The 16,755-nt window shown below is 38.2% G+C and carries 9 protein-coding genes; 4 read left to right on the top strand and 5 right to left on the bottom strand.

Translation table 11 applies throughout. The annotated features are described in order from the left end of the window. Positions 1 to 9 precede the first annotated feature (9 nt). The 4 genes from N7931_RS10650 to N7931_RS10665 form a co-directional block, all read right to left on the bottom strand. The gene (locus N7931_RS10650) at positions 10 to 2,523 is read right to left on the bottom strand and encodes a TIM-barrel domain-containing protein (RefSeq protein WP_262793950.1); all 2,514 of its coding nucleotides are present in this window, start codon (positions 2,521 to 2,523) and stop codon (positions 10 to 12) included. 70 nt (positions 2,524 to 2,593) lie between these two features. Beyond that, positions 2,594 to 4,504 (bottom strand): alpha-amylase family protein, encoded by a 1,911-nt coding sequence (locus tag N7931_RS10655; RefSeq protein WP_262793951.1) that lies wholly within the window; start codon positions 4,502 to 4,504, stop codon positions 2,594 to 2,596. Between the two features lie 100 nt (positions 4,505 to 4,604). Next, on the bottom strand, positions 4,605 to 8,897 hold the full coding sequence (locus tag N7931_RS10660; RefSeq protein WP_262793952.1) for an alpha-1,6-glucosidase domain-containing protein: 4,293 nt from the start codon (positions 8,895 to 8,897) through the stop codon (positions 4,605 to 4,607). Positions 8,898 to 8,931: 34 nt separating this feature from the next. Then, the gene (locus N7931_RS10665) at positions 8,932 to 11,847 is read right to left on the bottom strand and encodes a TonB-dependent receptor (RefSeq protein ID WP_262793953.1); all 2,916 of its coding nucleotides are present in this window, start codon (positions 11,845 to 11,847) and stop codon (positions 8,932 to 8,934) included. 463 nt (positions 11,848 to 12,310) lie between these two features. On the opposite strand from N7931_RS10665, the gene N7931_RS10670 reads away from it, so the two are divergent. Then, positions 12,311 to 13,408: a GGDEF domain-containing protein gene (locus N7931_RS10670; protein ID WP_262793954.1), complete on the top strand. Its 1,098-nt coding sequence runs from the start codon at positions 12,311 to 12,313 to the stop codon at positions 13,406 to 13,408. Position 13,409: 1 nt separating this feature from the next. Here the strand turns inward: N7931_RS10670 and N7931_RS10675 are convergent, their stop codons facing one another. After that, positions 13,410 to 13,949 carry a hypothetical protein gene (locus N7931_RS10675; RefSeq protein WP_262793955.1) on the bottom strand — a complete coding sequence of 180 codons (540 nt, stop codon included), beginning with the start codon at positions 13,947 to 13,949 and terminating at the stop codon, positions 13,410 to 13,412. Positions 13,950 to 14,119: 170 nt separating this feature from the next. Between N7931_RS10675 and dgt the strand changes: the two genes are divergently transcribed. The 3 genes from dgt to N7931_RS10690 are packed head-to-tail and all read left to right on the top strand — an operon-like array spanning position 14,120 to position 16,716. Beyond that, a complete protein-coding gene (gene dgt / locus N7931_RS10680; protein WP_262793957.1) occupies positions 14,120 to 15,508 on the top strand; it encodes a dGTP triphosphohydrolase in 1,389 nt (462 codons plus the stop codon). Further along, positions 15,501 to 16,295: a hypothetical protein gene (locus N7931_RS10685; protein ID WP_262793958.1), complete on the top strand. Its 795-nt coding sequence runs from the start codon at positions 15,501 to 15,503 to the stop codon at positions 16,293 to 16,295. Before dgt ends, N7931_RS10685 begins: the two co-directional genes overlap by 8 nt. Then, the gene (locus N7931_RS10690) at positions 16,288 to 16,716 is read left to right on the top strand and encodes a hypothetical protein (RefSeq protein ID WP_262793959.1); all 429 of its coding nucleotides are present in this window, start codon (positions 16,288 to 16,290) and stop codon (positions 16,714 to 16,716) included. Before N7931_RS10685 ends, N7931_RS10690 begins: the two co-directional genes overlap by 8 nt. Positions 16,717 to 16,755: the final 39 nt, after the last annotated feature.

The raw sequence follows: 16,755 nt of genomic DNA on the forward strand, positions 1-16,755 counted from the left end.
CTCAGTAACTTACTTAATCACAACAGAAAGCTGATCTACTTGCCAGTTTAACTTAACCATAAGTTGCTTAGTATGCAAATTAAACCAAACAGCCGATTGAGCCGTTATAAATTGCTGGTAAGTATCCACTAAAGCTAATGCCTGATCATTAATTGCAACCAGTTTTGGTTTAAAGGCATGGTGAATAATTAAATTTAAGCTTCTGGCATCCGGCATGTTTTGATAACCGGCATCTCCTTGCTCACGGGATAAATCCAACATCAGTTTAGATTCAGAGTTAGCTTTATTTAATTCAAAGCGACTGTTAAATAACAGTTTTTCATACATACCTTGATTAAATGAGTCTGCGGTTTTGCCATCATCTTCGTACATAAAAGCAGAGGCTTTGGTCACGGTATCATCATGATAATAATGCAAAGTTAATTGCTCAGATGAATAGCTGGCAGCATTATTGACAGCGTCAACCATAGGTACAAAACTACCGGCTTTCACAAATGCAGGAATGCTTTCTATATTAATTGCCAACTTGTGTGTTTGATTACCACTCAATTTTTGATCCGTGTAAAAATCAAACCAGATTCCCGCTGGTAGCTCTATTGACTTTTCCGTCACACCCGGCTCAATAACCGGAGAAACAAAAAAGGCATCCCCCCATAAATAATCGTAGCGATTATCTATATCTTTAATTTGCTCAGATGCAAAAAATAAAGGCTGCATTAAAGGTTTACCCGTTTGTGAGTTTTCAAATGCCATCGTATATAAATACGGCATTAACTGATAACGCAATTTAATTGACTGGCGGGTAATGTTTTGTACTTTTTCAGAATGAAAAACTGGCTCTGGAGCTACAGCTTCCTGTGCATGTGGGCGGTAGATTGGCTGAAAAACACCATATTGTAACCAGCGAATATAAAGCTCTTCATCCCAATTATCACCGGCAAAGCCCCCCAAATCAGAATGGGTGTAAGCCAACCCAAATAAACTCATTTGCAGTGATAATTCAACCTGAGGTTTTAATCCATCCCAGTTACGGCCAACATCGCCTGTCCACGGGATCATGCCAAAACGCTGGCTACCGGTAAAACCTGAGCGCATTAAAATAAACGGGCGTTTATTCGGATAATCCTGTTGATAATTCTGATATAAGGTTTTTGCCCATTCGTGACCATAAGCATTATGAATCGCATTAGCATTAACCGTTTTACCGTTAACTTGATGTAAAGCATCTGCCGGATGGACCTCTGGCTCACCTAAATCGCCCCACCAGCCTTCAACACCTTGCTGCATTAAGTTGTGGTAAATATCCCAAAACCAGTCTTTAGCCTGAGGTTTAAAAATGTCGATTAAACCTGTATTACCAAAATAAAAATCAAACGTTTTTGCCTGCCCAGAGCTATCCAGCGCAAGTATTTGATTATCTACTGCATCCTGCCATTTTTTACTGCTGGTTAAAATAAAAGGTTCGGTAATTAAAACGGTATTAATCCCGTCCTTTTTAAAATCAGCAATCATTTTTTCAGGGTTTGGAAAGGCGTTATAATCCCAGTCCAAATTGCCCATGTGTCCCTGTACATCTTTACCAAACCAATATAAGTCAAAAATAATCGCATCAACCGGAAAATCATTTTGTTTAAATAAAGTTAGCGTCTCTCTTGCCTCTTGCTCAGTATGATAGCCAAAACGTGAGGCAATATAACCCAGCGCCCAACGTGGTGGCATTGGCTGGCGACCAGTAATTTTTGTATATTGATTGGTTAAATCTGCATAATTTTCAGCGCCAATAACCACATACGAAAGCCGACCTTGTTCAGCTTCAAATGATAAAATATCTGCCTTGGTTTTACCGATATCCAACCAGCCAGATGCTGGGTTATCAAACAAAATCATATATTGTTTGCTCGAATATACCGCTGGCAAACCATAATTCATTTGTTCAGACTCAGCACCATAACCATAATGCGCTTTGTTGTATAAAGGCAGCCTGTAACCACGGCGATCCATCCCTAAAACCCGTTCACCGCCCCCTAAAATCTTCTCATTTTGAGATAACTTAAACTCAACACCACGGGGTTTAGTTTTATGAGTTAACTGACCTGATTCTGCCGTATTTTCACCACCGGCAATAAAGCCATCGGCCTCGCTGACTAATAGTTTACCTTGTTGCAGATATTGAATTTTTAACGGTGATTTTTGAATCAATGCAGTTAACTGAGCGCTGTTAAATTTAAGCTCGGTTTGGTTTTGTTCAAGGGTCACAGCCACATCCTGAAAGGATTCCAGTAAGCTAAAAGAAGCATTAATTTGCGCTGAATTATCCGCTTTGGCTTTAAAACTTACCTCAACTGAGTAGTCGGTTAAATAATCTAACTTAATTTGCCCGTCATCGGTTTGAATAATTAAATTATCACCCGATATCTGATGTGAAATATATTCACGCGCATTAGCAACCTGACTAGAAAATAAAACAGCTAATGAGCTGAATAATACGGTTTGGCCAAACCGGCTTTTAAAAAACATAATCATATTGGCAATTGCCTTTTAAACATAAGAAAAAGATATTTCAAAAAATCGACTTAAAAAGCTAAATGGATTTTTATAACGCATATTGCAGTACCAAAGATTCTAATCCGGCTAATTGCACTTTAATTCGCCCTAATCCATTTTTTACCGTTAAGTTAGCAGTTACTTTTTGGTAAAGCTGATCAGTAAACTGATAATCACCATCGGTTAATCCCATCGCTAAAATAATCTGTTGCGGCACAATTAATTCAATTTCTGAGGTAGATTTTTTTGCAAAGTTGCTGATCACAATCAATTTTTCATCATTTGAAAAACGTGCAAAAGCAAATTGTTGATCGGTATAACTAGGGTTAGCACTACGATTAACCTGATGTAAATCTGCGTATTGACCTACAGCAGCAGAGCTGCGCTGAGTAAAGTTTAATAATCGCTGGTAAAAATCACGCAGGCTGGCCTCTTTTTGGCTTAGTTGAGCACCGTCGAATTGACCGTTATTCATCCATCTTTGATGAGCCGGTACACCTGCATAATCAAAAATAGTGGTACGACTAGGATCGCCAAAGCCAGTTTCTTCACTACCGTCTTCGCCTACCTCCTGACCAAAATAAACCATAATCGGTGATGAGCTAATTAAACTTGATACCACCATGGCAGGTTTGCCCATATCCGCATCACCGGCAAATTCAGGACTAGCAACTCTTTGCTCATCGTGATTATCTAAAAAGTGTAATAAATGATGCTCAATATCAGCAAAACGATGTTGAATTGAAACCAGATTATCGGCTCCGGCTTTACCCTGCATTAACGGTTTTAATGTGTCGTAAAAATCAACTTTATCGTATAGATAATCCATTTTTCCTAAACGAATATAATCGCGGTAAGCTTTAGGGTTATAAATTTCTGCTAATAAAAAGGCTTGTGGATTAGCCATTTTAATCGCTGAGTTCATATAGCTCCAAAACTCAACCGGCACCATTTCAGCCATATCAAATCGGAATCCGTCAACGCCTTTTTCAGTCCAGTAAAGTGCAATATCTTTAAACTTTTTCCATGAATCCGGTACATCCTGAGTTTGCCAAAACGCATAGTGCGCCTGATAATTTTTATCAACATAACCATCCGGCAGGCTGGCAAAATCATAACTGCCGTCAGGTCGAACACCGTAGTTTACTTTTACTGTTTCGTACCAGTCGCCAAAGTCCGGTTGGGCTTTTCTTGAGCCATTGCCTGTCCATTTAGCAGGTGATTCGTCAAATTGACCATCGGCTAGCGGATGTTTTTCACCACCTAATGGCTGGTAACCATTTTGGGCTTGTGGCACTTTAAAATCTTCCCCAACCACATAATAAAAATTATTGTCACGTTGATATTCCACCGAGGTGTCATCATTTTCACCAAAATCGCTAATACCTTCTGGTTTTGCGAGCGAATGATAATTACGAGCAACATGATTCGGTACTATATCAATAATGACCTTTAAACCATTATTGTGAGTGCGCTCAATTAGAGCTTCAAACTCGGCTAAACGATTAGCAGGGTCAACCGCCAAATCAGGGTTAACCGTATAATAATCTTTGACAGCATAAGGCGATCCTGCTCGGCCTTTAACGACATCTGGGTCATCTAACCCAATGCCATAATCTGTATAATCATTGATTACAGCATGATGTGGCACACCGGTATACCAAATATGAGTCACACCCAAATTTTTAATTTCAGATAAAGCTTTATCGGTAAAATCATTAAATTTACCAATACCATTTTCTTCAATTGTGCCCCAAGGTTTATTGGTTGTATTAGTATTGCCAAATAAACGGGTGAATACCTGATAAACCACATGCTTTTGAGGAGCTTGCTCGGCTAAAGTTTGGGCTGGTTGTTGATTCACATTAGGCTCAGTAACAGATGAAGAGTTTGCACATGCTGTTAAGGCTAATACACTGCTCAGCAGAGTTAAAGGAAATGCTTTTCTAAATGAAGTCATAATTAAACGCTTTTTGCTAATGAAGTAAATTGACAATTTAGTTAACTAATTTAAACAAATAAGCCGCCCGAAGGCGGCTTATTATTAATTGCTCACAAAATTAAGGTAACAAGGAGATTGTTAATGTCGGGCTTGCAGCATCCGGCCCAGTCACTAAAAAGCGATAAGTACCGTCTTGCGCTGCATTAAAGGTCATATTTGCACCTTTAAATGCTAGCTGCTCATCTGTCGCAAGTTCAACCGCTGCTTCTTCTTGAGATTGAGCACCTAAATCAACGGTTGCCCAGTCTGCTGACGCTATTTTAAACTCATAATCACCAGCACTTAATGGCAAGTCAATTGAATAAGTACCGTCATCATTGTAGCTAAGCTGATCAACTTCACCCCAACTATTCATGCCACCACGAATAAACACAGGTGTGTCACCAAAAAAGTCAGCTTTATATACTCTCAATTTTGGTTCCAGATTAGTCATATCAAAGATGAAAGTTAAATCAGCATCCTCGGCTAAAGTTAGGCTTAAATTATCATTGCTTTGAGCAAGGTAGTTAACTGCACCAATTTCAACCTGAGTTGTGTCTGATGATTCAGCACCAAAGTTCACTGTACTCCAATCTGCTGAAGCCACTTTAAAACCATAAGTACCGGCAGCTAAACTTGTGCTAAAGGTATAAATGCGGCCACCTTCATAAGTGAATGCATCCGCTTCACCCCAACCATTCATGTCACCACGTAATAATACCGTTGTGCCAACAAAAGGTTCTTCGTTCACAATATTTAAGACTGGAGCGTCTTTGTCTGATGCATCAAAGCTAAAGATATAAGTTGCATCAACACTTGGGGTAAATACGATATTGCCTGAATCACCACCAGCAACTAAGGTTTTATCTGTCGCCAGAGTGACAGTACCATCAGAACCAGCTGTAACACCAAAGTTCACAACAGCCCAATCAGCATCAGCAAATTTAAAGTTATAACCTTGACCTGCACTTAACTCTACAGCAACCTCATACACACCGTTACCAACATAACTTACCGGTGTTGTATTAGACCAGCCATTCATATCACCTTTTAAATAAACGGTGGTATCACCAAATGGTACGATATCCGGCGCGCCTTGAGTCGCTTGAGCAGATAAACCTTCACCTTGCGCATCGCCTTGAGCTTTAACAAATACTGCGGTGGTTAATGCCGGGACATTAAATGTGCCTTCGCCTTCACCCTGAGTAAATGATGCACTACTTGCTAAACTGTCTACTGAGTTTTTCTGAATTGAATGCAATTCAAACCCTTGAGCAGTTGCAACTGTATGAGACTGATCCATTGATGAACCATTAATAACAACTACCATAGCATCAACATTAGGATCGATATCAGTTAACCCTGTACCGTCATCAATACTCATGACAATTAAGCCCTGTGCCTGACGTGTACCTATATTATGGAAACCAACACGGTCGATAATATCTTGAGCTGTGGTTAAGCGTAATAATGGGCTTTGCTGACGAATTTCTAAAAATTCAGCAAATACATCAGCACTCATCATTAACTCTGCGCTGCTTGGTTTATCAATTGTATTTAACAGCTTGTTGATCTCAGTCCATTTTTCTTCGTTTTTCTCAGCAGGCGGCAAACCAATACTCCAGTTATGTTGCTGCATTGAAAGATCGATATTATTGAACCAATCACCAGAGTTATAGCTGTCTCTGTCCATTGATTTGGAGCGCATTAAATCAACACCCAATTGGAAGAAAGGAATACCTTGGCTTAATAAAGGAATACTGGCTGCAATATTATGAGCACGTACACGTTCCTCTAAACTAAATGAATCAGGTAAACCATATTGCAATTGATCCCACAAGGTTTCATTATCATGTTTTGATACATAGTTGATAATATCAGCCGGATCCAGCGCATAGCTTGGCTTACCAAAACTGCTGCCAGTAGCCACGCTACCTAAATTACCCATTAGTGGGTAGTTAGCTAGTGTACCTGCTAGCCCTAAACGGATATGATCTTGCGCATCTAAACTGCCACCTTCATTAAATAAAGCTGCGCTACGAATATCATCGCGAGGTCTGTCGTTAAATGTACCAATTTCACTGCCGGCTAAATTGTCCTGACGTGCTTGCTCAAATAATCTGTCATTTTGAACGTCACCGCCAAAGTTCCAACCTTCACCATAAAAATAAGTATCAGGGTCAATTGCAGCCACCATATCACGAGCTTCTAATACAGTTGTTTTTGGTAAATGACCCATAATGTCGAAACGGAAACCATCAAATTTGTAAGCATCAGCCCAAAGCACTAAAGAGTCTTTGATAAACTTATCAAACATTTGGTTCTCAGTTGCTGTGTTATCACAACAGCTTGAGTTTTCAACATTACCTGTTACTTCATTACGTCTGTGATAATAACCTGGTACAACTTTATCAAATACTGAGTTATCCCATAAACCAGATGCACTGGTATGATTATAAACTACATCCAATACCACACGTAAACCTAAAGCATGTAGCGCTTGATTCATCTCTCGCATTTCAAGAATACGTGCAACACCATCAGGGTTAGAAGCATAGCTTCCTTCTGGTGTATTAAAGTGATGTGGATCATAACCCCAGTTAAAGCCATCAATATCTTTAATTTCACTAATTAATTGCTGTGCTTTTTTAGGCTCAAAACCACCTGCGTAGCTTTCTAATACACTCCATAAAGTATCTGAGTTATTTTCTACACCACAAATTGAAGCATCTGATTTTTCAGCGCACAAATCTGCAACCGTATCATTTAAGTCAATTCGTACATTTTCATCTTCTTCAATGGTTGCAATATCATTTGCTGGTAGCATGTGGAAATGAGTTACACCCGCATCAGCCAAACGTTTTAAATATTTAACTGCATTTGAATCAGATTCAGTAAACGCTAAATATTTACCACGATTTGCTTCTGATACAGTTTCATCATTAATACTAAAATCACGGATATGGCCTTCAAGTAATACCGCATCTTCGATATTAGCAATGGTAGGAATAGCATGAGTTTCCCAATCCAATGGTTTTAAGTCTTCATCATCCAAGTTAACAAACTGAGAATATTCACCATTAGTTGATAAACTGACAGAATACGGATCTGACGTTGTTAAAGTTTCAACTTTTTGATTAATATGATGATAAACTTCAATTTCGTATTGATAAAAATGTCTATCTAAGTCAGCGCTGTCACCTTCATACGACCAGATACCTGTCATAGCATCGTAAGTCATTTCATGGCTACCAGTTTGTGCTTTACTCGCATCATATACTTTTAATGTAACTTGCTGAGCAGTTGGAGCCCAAACCGAGTTTTTAATCATGCCGTTTTCATACACTGTACCCAATACAGCTTCATCGGCATCATTTTCACCCATTGTATAAAGTGCATCTAATGCTTTAGCGGTTTGAACATAAGTTGCTGCAACTGCAACCCCTTCTGCATCATACGCAACTGCAACCAACTGCTCTTTTAATAAAGCTTTTGCTTCATCTGCAGTTAAGTTATTGGCAAAAGCCGCCCATGCATTAATCACTGGCGTTTTGGCTTCTTGCTCCTCAGTTAAATCCGTTAAGCTAAAGTCAATAGTTGTGCCAGAAACAACAGAGTCGTCTACTTCAATATCAGCCATCGCAGAATGATGAAGCTTAACTTCAGCAACTTCTGTGGTGTCTACATCCCAAACTAAAGTATTTGCATCAATTAAATGCGCAGCATAATCGCTAATCGCTAGCTCTTTTTCACCTAACGATACCAGTGGATATTCAAATACTTGAGCTTCACCAGAAAAACTAAAGCCCATTCTAGCGTACTCTGGTTCAGGCTGAGTTAATACTAATTTTTGGTCTACACCGCCTAAATCTTTATCATCGCCTTTATGCACAATAAAGTTTACACAGTCGCCAAAATCTTCTTTTAAATCAAGAACCCAATAAGCCCCATAATTTGGATCAACGCCTTGATGGCCAAGACCTTGTGTCCAACTGGTTGCAATCGAGCTTGCAGCTAAACTATCACAGGTTTCATTGTTCCAAGTATGTAATACCCAACCGTCATAATCGCCTTTATCTCGCTTATAAAATAAAACAGCCTGATTTTCAGAACGACTAACAGATACCGCTGGTGCATTAGGATCTGGAGCAATAATACATTTTTCATTTGTCTCATCCGGTACAGTCGGAATCGGACATACTTTAGGGGTAGGCGCAACACACTCAGTACCAGCTTCATTAGCTACCATAGGCGTATCACAAGTCAGTAATACTTCCCCTTTTTTAATATCTTCACTGCCGCCACAAGATACCAGCGACATACTTACAAATGCCGCCAGTGGCAACATGACAAAGTTTTGATTCAGTTTCATACTAAACTCCTAAATTTGTTTCAGCCAATGGCAATTACATTGAATAATTCACACCAAGATAAAACTGGCGGCCAAAGTATTGAATTGTTCCGGTTTTTGCTTCAGTTCCAAAGTAACTTTTGGTTGGTGCATCAGTCAGGTTATTGGCCTGGAATAATACGCTCAACTCTTCAGTAATTTTGTAAGAAGCCTGATAATCCAATACCGTTTCGGCATCGTAATTTACAATTTGGGTATCAATTGCAGTTTGGTCAGAAACAAATTTATCGCGATAACGAACACTGATTCTGGTTTCAAAATCCTTGTATTCCCAGAAAGCGGTTCCGGTAAATAAGTTTTTAGATAGACCCGGTAAACTGGTATTAAAGGTATCACCACCAACATCTTGCATTTGAGTGATTTCACTTTCTGTATACGAGTAGTTAAGGTTTACCCCAAGTCCTGAAAATAACTCAGGTAACTCAGTAAAAATTTTGGTGAATGATAATTCTATGCCGCGTAAATAACCGCCGTTTTCATCGTTATACGCAATCTCGAAGTTACCATTATAAGTTTCCAGCATTGCCCCACTTTCCTGCTTAATAGACGCAGGTACAGGGAAGCCATAACCAGCAAAATCAAAATTTTCCAACGTAATCGAGGTAATACCAGTTGATTCAATATCTTTATAGAATAAAGCCACAGCTAATGAGCCTGATGCATCGTCAAAATAACGCTCAAATGATAAATCGTATTGAGTTGCATAAAATGGCTTTAACGCAGGGTTATTAGTAGCACTACCAGTTATTTCACCTGTTAAGGTATTAATGTTATATGAACTTTGTGCCGCTAAACGGTGAATTGGCGGACGCGACATCACTTTAGCCGCAGCAAAACGAATTTGGTCGTTTTCTGTTACTTTAAAGTTTAAGTTCATTTGAGGCAGGTAATCTGTGTATTTAATCCCGCGAATTTCCTGACTATATAAGTTGTTAACTAAGCCAACTTCATCAGTAATATTTTGGGCGCCGGCAGTTACATCACCATCTACGTTTTTCAGTTCAGTTGCAGATTGTTCTGTTTCAACCATACGCACACCTAAGTTACCCGTAACAGGAATACCAAATAACTCAGTATCAATATTAGCCATAACATAAGCAGCTAATACATCTTCATAAACGCTGCCGCTTTGTACCATAGACCATGCATAATCAGTTGTTGTGGTTGCATCTTCACTATTCACAACACCTGTTGCGCCACCCCAAGTTTGAACTGGTTGTGGAATACCATCAGGGAACCAAGCATTTAACGCTTTATCCATATCAATCGCCAAATAGCTAGGGAAATAAGAAAATTCACCTTCCCAATCTACCTGATGCACCATATCTTCGGTCAATTTAAGTGGGGCTTGTTCTGTTAAAAATTGGCCATCACTACCGTATTCAAATACTTGACGTTTAGCTGTGTATTCACGCTCAGACTGACGAGCACCAAATTCGATAGATGAAATAAAATCGTTATCTAGGCTGTATTTAACATCAAATTTAACCGCATCTACCTGATCTGAATAAATGTAAGGATAAATACCGTATTTACTCACCATTAAATGGTTAATATCGGTTAATTTATCTGCCTGATTAATCCCTAAATCCGGTAAATCTAAACCATTTAATTGATAGTTAATTGATAAGTTAGTATCAACAACTGGCGTTTCTGCATTAGCATCTTCGGCAATTAATGCCCATAACAAACCATTTCTGAAATCACTGTCGGCTTCAGAATGCGAAACATCAAAGGTAAACTCGAGTCTATCGGTGATAAACCAGTTAGCGTTTATCCCAAAACTCTCAATATTGTTAACTTTATTATTATTATCGTTAGCGGTTTCAACTCGGGTATAACCATCAGCATAACGGCTAATAGTGCCACCAATCATATAATCACTATCTTCTAGAATAGGGTTATTAATTCCTGCGTTGGCTGGTTCAAACTTAATTCTTAAACCTCGGGCAAATTCTTCTGAATCAAATTTAGATTTAAAGTAATCAGCTTTTAATACAAAATTATCAACCGGGGCATATTCAAGTACACCCATAAAACCAGTACGGGTTTCAACACCACCTCGGTGTTGTAATTCCATACCTTCACTTAAATATTCTTGACCTGGGTTTTCAAGACCTAATGCTTCGTCCTGCTCCATCTCAGCTTCATCATAATCTAACTCTTTACGTTTGTTATAAGCTAAACCGATAAACTGAGTTGAAACGCTTGGCTGATACAAACGAGCAATACCAAAACCAACCCCTAAAGTTTCGTCTAAAAACTTACCTTGATAAGATACGCTTAAACGATGACCTGTATCTTCTGAACCATATACTTCAGATGATCTGTCGTTTTTCATCATTCTTGCATTGGCAGATAACTTATAATCATCTCGAATGCTTAATGGGCTTGCGGTTGTTAATTCAACCGTACCAGCAACACCACCTTCAATTAATGATGCTTTAGGCGACTTATAAACTGCCCCTGAGCTAATTAGTTCAGATGGGTACTGATCAAACTCAATGTTTCGTTCACCTTTAGTTGATACCTGCTCGCGGCCATTTAACGTAGTGAATACAAATCCCCCCGCTAAACCACGAATGTTAATCTCACCCGACTGACCATTGGTTCTTACAGCTGAAATACCCGGTAAACGAGTTAATGCATCAGAAATCGATACATCCGGTAATGCACCTAAATCATCCGCTGAAATTTGCTCAGATACTGTATCTGAGAAACGTTTGGTATTAATTGAGTCAATCAAACTACGGCGGAAACCTGTAATTGAAATAGTTTCCATAACTTCTTCTTGTTCTATTGCCGTTTGATTCGCCTGTGTATCATTCTCAGCACTGTAAGCTGACAAAGGCATTGCCAACCCTGCTGCACACAAAGCAAGTGTAAGTGTGTTTGGTTTAAATAAAGACATAGGTACTCCCCAGTTGTCATTTGATTAAATGAACGCTACCTAAAACATTCATAAACAAAAACATCAAGAATGTTAAATTAATGTTTAATGAATAATAGATATAAATTAAGCTGAGGGGTATAGCTTTGCATACGTATTCAATACTAAAAGATGACTAAAAATAAGAAATTAAAACTTAAAATACATTAACTTATACATAAAAGTTGAATAAAACCTAAAACCAATGCATACGTATGCAAACCATCAATGTTGCAGAATTTTAACTATAGTTAAAGAAAAAGAGTTCGCCCATCGTAAATTCAACTGTTACAATTACACCTGTTCAGGGATGAGCTAATAAATATTGATATATACCAAAGCCCAAATCGCATTATTAACTTCTAAAAATGGCTAACCCATTACTTAAAATTGCACTAAGCTCTAATTAAAGATTAATAAAAAGAAGATATTATCTGTGTTTTTAATGTTCAAAAATAAACTCATTCAGTGGTGTGAGCAAGGCACACCACCAGGGGCCGGACTGGAATTAAAAAGAAAAATCTTTATCCTCAACCTTTTTTCCTTCGTAGGCTTTTCGATTACTGCTACTTTAGGATTTAGTTCATTTATTCAACAGAATTTTATTTTAGCTTTTTGCTTGCTAGCTGCCGCTCTAAGTTTTTTTCTTGGACATTATATTTTAAAAACGACCCATAACTATAAGGTTCCATCAAGAGGGTTATTGTTTGCACTTTCAGCCTTAATGTTATATTTGGTTTATTCTGGCGGTGTAGAAAATACTGGCCCATTATGGATTTATATTTTACCTCCTGTTGCACTATTTTTAGGGGGTTTATTATCAGGTTTAATTGGCATATTTATATTCATCTTATGCTGTACTTTTTTAATGTTTTTCCAAGATGGAATACTACTAGCCACAAATTATTCACTTACCTTTAAATTACGACTCGTCTATTCTTTTTTGACAGTTACGTTTTTATCTTACTGCTACGAGTATTCCAGGAAATTATCCTATCAAAGCATCCACGAGCTCAGTGATAAGTTTGAAAAGTTGGCTAAATATGATCCATTAACCAGTCTATCAAACCGACGAGATATGCTAGAAAAAATTCAAACAGAAGTTTCGCGACTTTCACGCTCCCATAACCCTGCTTGCCTGCTATTATGCGATATTGATCATTTTAAATTAATTAATGATACCCATGGCCATGAAGCCGGAGATAATGTACTCAGAGAATTATCAAAACAATTTAAAAGTATGATTAGGCAACAAGATATAGTTGCACGTTGGGGAGGTGAAGAATTTTTATTTTTATTACCTGATACAAGCTTATCTAATGCTCAAATAGCTGCCGAAAATATTCGATATAAAATTGAAAACTCAACATTTAATACGGGTGAAAAAAATATTAGCATCACGTTGAGCATAGGTGTTTCTAATCTATCAGAGCATAGCAGTATAAAAGATAGTATAGCGATAGCAGACCAATACTTATATTTGGCTAAACAAAATGGTCGCAACCGAGTATGTAGTGTAGCTACACACCCAAAGTTACCCTAAATTAAAATAATTCTATGTCATCACTCTCCTGTGATTCTAGTAATTTTTGTTTATATTGAATCAAAGCCTCTTCCGGGGCATGTCCTGACATAATCAATTCAAACATTTCATGTTCTGCTTGCATAGTATATTGCTTGCGAATAGTTTCCCTAAGTTCCTGCCAACCTTTTGCTTTGGTAAGCTGTGCATCATCTTTTAATAAATCGGCTAACCCATTTAAACTAGTCGTAACATGTTCAAGCCTTTGGCATAACCTATCGTAAAATTGAAACGCGACAATTGCATTTGTCACTTGAACAGACATATTACTTGCTAACTCAGATACCCTTGTATAATCCTGACTTTGTTCACTTTGAGTTAGTGACTCCACCTGAGCACAAAACCCCGCCAATTTTTGAAATGAGTCAGTCAGTGTATTTATTGAATTATCACCTTCAGTTAAACTCATGTGAATTTGAGCAATAGATAAAGCGAGTAAATTTGCGGTCTCTGCCCGGTGACACCATTGCTCGTCTGCTAAACGTTTATCATTATCTGACATTATCAATCCTTTATCCTTTTCAATACTTAATCCAAGTATAACTTTAAAAATTGATTAAGAAAGTCTGCATCATTCAAAATCAATATAACGTTTAAAAATCAATCAATTCCATTGATTTTTAAATCAAGTTAGCGCAGGATGACAACACCTTTTAAAATGGAAAACAGGCAATGTTAGATTGGGATAAATTATTAAACGGGCAACGCCGTAAAGATCGCTACGGTCAACAAACTCAAACCTTATCAGCCAATGGCCGGGTTGAACTTGAACGGGATTACGACCGAATATTATTTGCCACCCCAACTCGCAGAATGGCAGATAAAACTCAGGTTTTTCCGCTGGAGCGAAACGACAGTGTGCGAAACCGGCTAACTCACAGCCATGAAGTTTCTAGCCTTGCCAGAAGCATAGGCATACGGCTTGCTTTTGATTATCGCCAACAAATATTTGCTCAACACGACAGTAAAGAGCTGGAGCGCTGTGTACCGGCTTTATTAGCTGCGATAGGACTGGCGCATGATTTAGGTAATCCACCGTTTGGCCACCAAGGTGAAGTAGCCATTCAAAACTGGTTTAAACGCAATCAGGCTCAGGTTTTTGGTAGTGAAAATCACGCCGATGCCCAAGACTTTATTCATTTTGACGGCAATGCCCAAACCTTTCGTCTTGTTTCCCGCTTACAAATTTTAAACGATAGTTTTGGCTTAAACTTAACTTATGCCACTTTAGCTTCCATGATCAAATATCCGGTTTCCAGTACAAATTACAAAACCTTGGGTTGGAAAAAAGCAGGCTTTTTTCAATCTGAACAAGATATTGTGAATGATGTTTGGCAACAAACCGGTTTGCAACAAGGTATCAGGCATCCTTTTACACTGATTATGGAAGCCTGTGATGACATTGCTTATTCAGTGCTGGATGCAGAAGATATTGTCAAAAAAGATATTGCCTCTTTTTCTGATATCGTCGATTTTTTAGAGCACCATAATCCAGACGATGTTGTGACTCACGAGATTTTAAGAAATGCCAAACGCAAAAATAAAGAGTTTAAAAACTCCAGCATTAGTCCTAAAGAACTCAACGATGTATCTATGCAAATGTTTCGGGTTTATTCAATCAGCGCTATGGTTAAAGCGTTGCTGGATACTTATGTCAGCGATATTCATAAAATTTTAAAGGGCGATATTCAACCGCATTATGTTTTGCTCGAACAATCCGCCGCAAAAGCCTTTTGCCAAACCATGAAACAATTTGACATGATCCACGGCTATCAGCATAAATCCGTATTAGAGCTGGAGTTAAAAGGAAATAACTACATTAGCGGCATTATGGATATGTTATGGCAAGGGATAGAAAACGAACATAACTCAATTCACAGCAGCTTATTTGGTAAATATGCATACCAACGAATTTCAGAAAATTATCGCCGTATTTTTTCACAAGAAAGTTCAGTTAGCTTAAACTATCGCAAAGCACAATTATTAGCAGATGCCGTTTCCGGCATGACAGATAATTATTTAATCCATTTATATAACGAGTTACAGCAATTAAATGACTAAAATTGCCAGTTCAGCACTGGTTTTAAGGCAACGACTTCAACGATTTTTATATACGCCACATAATGCAGGACGAATGCAAGTTGCCGCTATTAGCGGGCAATTATGTGAATTAGGTCAGGTCTATTTATTTGGCGGTGCATTACGTGATATTGCATTAGAAGGCATACGATATTTCAACTCAGATCTAGATTTTGTTGTGGATTGCCAGCCAGATGCATTAAATAAATTAATGCAACAACTGTCTGCAACATTAAATGTTAGCCAAAATAAATTTGGCGGTTACCGGATTAAATGTGATAAATGGTGGCTGGATATTTGGCCGCTTTGCCAAACTTGGGCTTTTACACATCACCACGTAACATTTGACTCAGTAAATGCGTTACTAAACACCACCATCACCAACTGGGATGCCATTATTTTTAACCTAAACCGGCAAAGCATAATCAGCTCCGCCAGTTATTTTACTGAATTAAACTCTGGTGTTTTAGATTTAAATTTAGCGGCTAATCCAAATCCGCAAGGCGCTTTATTAAGATTATTAAGGTGTTTAATTGCAAAACCTGTAAAATGGCTGACACCTGAATTACAACATCATTTAACTGCACAGCTTAACAAGATTGATTTTGTCACTCTGGTTGAATACGAGCAGCAGCAATATAGCCGTAGTTATCTTAGTCAAACTTCTGGTTTTTTAATAAACCAGCAATTAACTCAAGCAGCCAACTCAAATGGTTTATATTTAAACTGCCTGAACAAATTAAACTTAGAATTGGAATACCATGATTAAAACGCGTTATTTAGTTTTTGCTTTAGCCGCCTTATTTTTAGTAATGACTTTTTTATCATTTTATTTTTATTGGCAAGAAAATGGCGCTTTATTAACTAAAGAAACCGAACAAGCCCGTTTTGCCGGTGCTGAATTTGCCAAAACGCATAATCAACAAGCCTGTTTGGATACAGTTATTGAACGCAGCCAAACTTGCCGAGATACCAACTGCACTGTTGAACTAAAAAATTTTTTAACCACCTGCTTTGAACAGGCAGAAAAAAGCCCAGCAGTGTGCGATCAAGTACCAGCCCCAGCTGATTACATTAATAAAGTAAGCTGGACAGTATCAAAGTGTCGTAAAGCCAAAATACGCAACGGCAACTGCACCAATATAATTAATGAAATGCCGTTATTATGCGAACAGGAAATGCGCTTTTAGTTTGGAATGGTTAATTCACATCTATTCATCTGTAGATCG

This window comes from Catenovulum sp. 2E275, from assembly GCF_025515275.1.
In the GTDB taxonomy this organism is placed as follows: Bacteria; Pseudomonadota; Gammaproteobacteria; order Enterobacterales; family Alteromonadaceae; genus Catenovulum.

What these genes read in the sequence shown, in the direction of transcription:
- N7931_RS10650 (WP_262793950.1), bottom strand. Translation starts at nt 2,523, where the DNA reads ATGATTATGTTTTTTAAAAGCCGGTTTGGCCAAACCGTATTATTCAGC.
- N7931_RS10655 (WP_262793951.1), bottom strand. Translation starts at nt 4,504, where the DNA reads ATGACTTCATTTAGAAAAGCATTTCCTTTAACTCTGCTGAGCAGTGTA.
- N7931_RS10660 (WP_262793952.1), bottom strand. Translation starts at nt 8,897, where the DNA reads ATGAAACTGAATCAAAACTTTGTCATGTTGCCACTGGCGGCATTTGTA.
- N7931_RS10665 (WP_262793953.1), bottom strand. Translation starts at nt 11,847, where the DNA reads ATGTCTTTATTTAAACCAAACACACTTACACTTGCTTTGTGTGCAGCA.
- N7931_RS10670 (WP_262793954.1), top strand. Translation starts at nt 12,311, where the DNA reads ATGTTCAAAAATAAACTCATTCAGTGGTGTGAGCAAGGCACACCACCA.
- N7931_RS10675 (WP_262793955.1), bottom strand. Translation starts at nt 13,949, where the DNA reads ATGTCAGATAATGATAAACGTTTAGCAGACGAGCAATGGTGTCACCGG.
- dgt (WP_262793957.1), top strand. Translation starts at nt 14,120, where the DNA reads ATGTTAGATTGGGATAAATTATTAAACGGGCAACGCCGTAAAGATCGC.
- N7931_RS10685 (WP_262793958.1), top strand. Translation starts at nt 15,501, where the DNA reads ATGACTAAAATTGCCAGTTCAGCACTGGTTTTAAGGCAACGACTTCAA.
- N7931_RS10690 (WP_262793959.1), top strand. Translation starts at nt 16,288, where the DNA reads ATGATTAAAACGCGTTATTTAGTTTTTGCTTTAGCCGCCTTATTTTTA.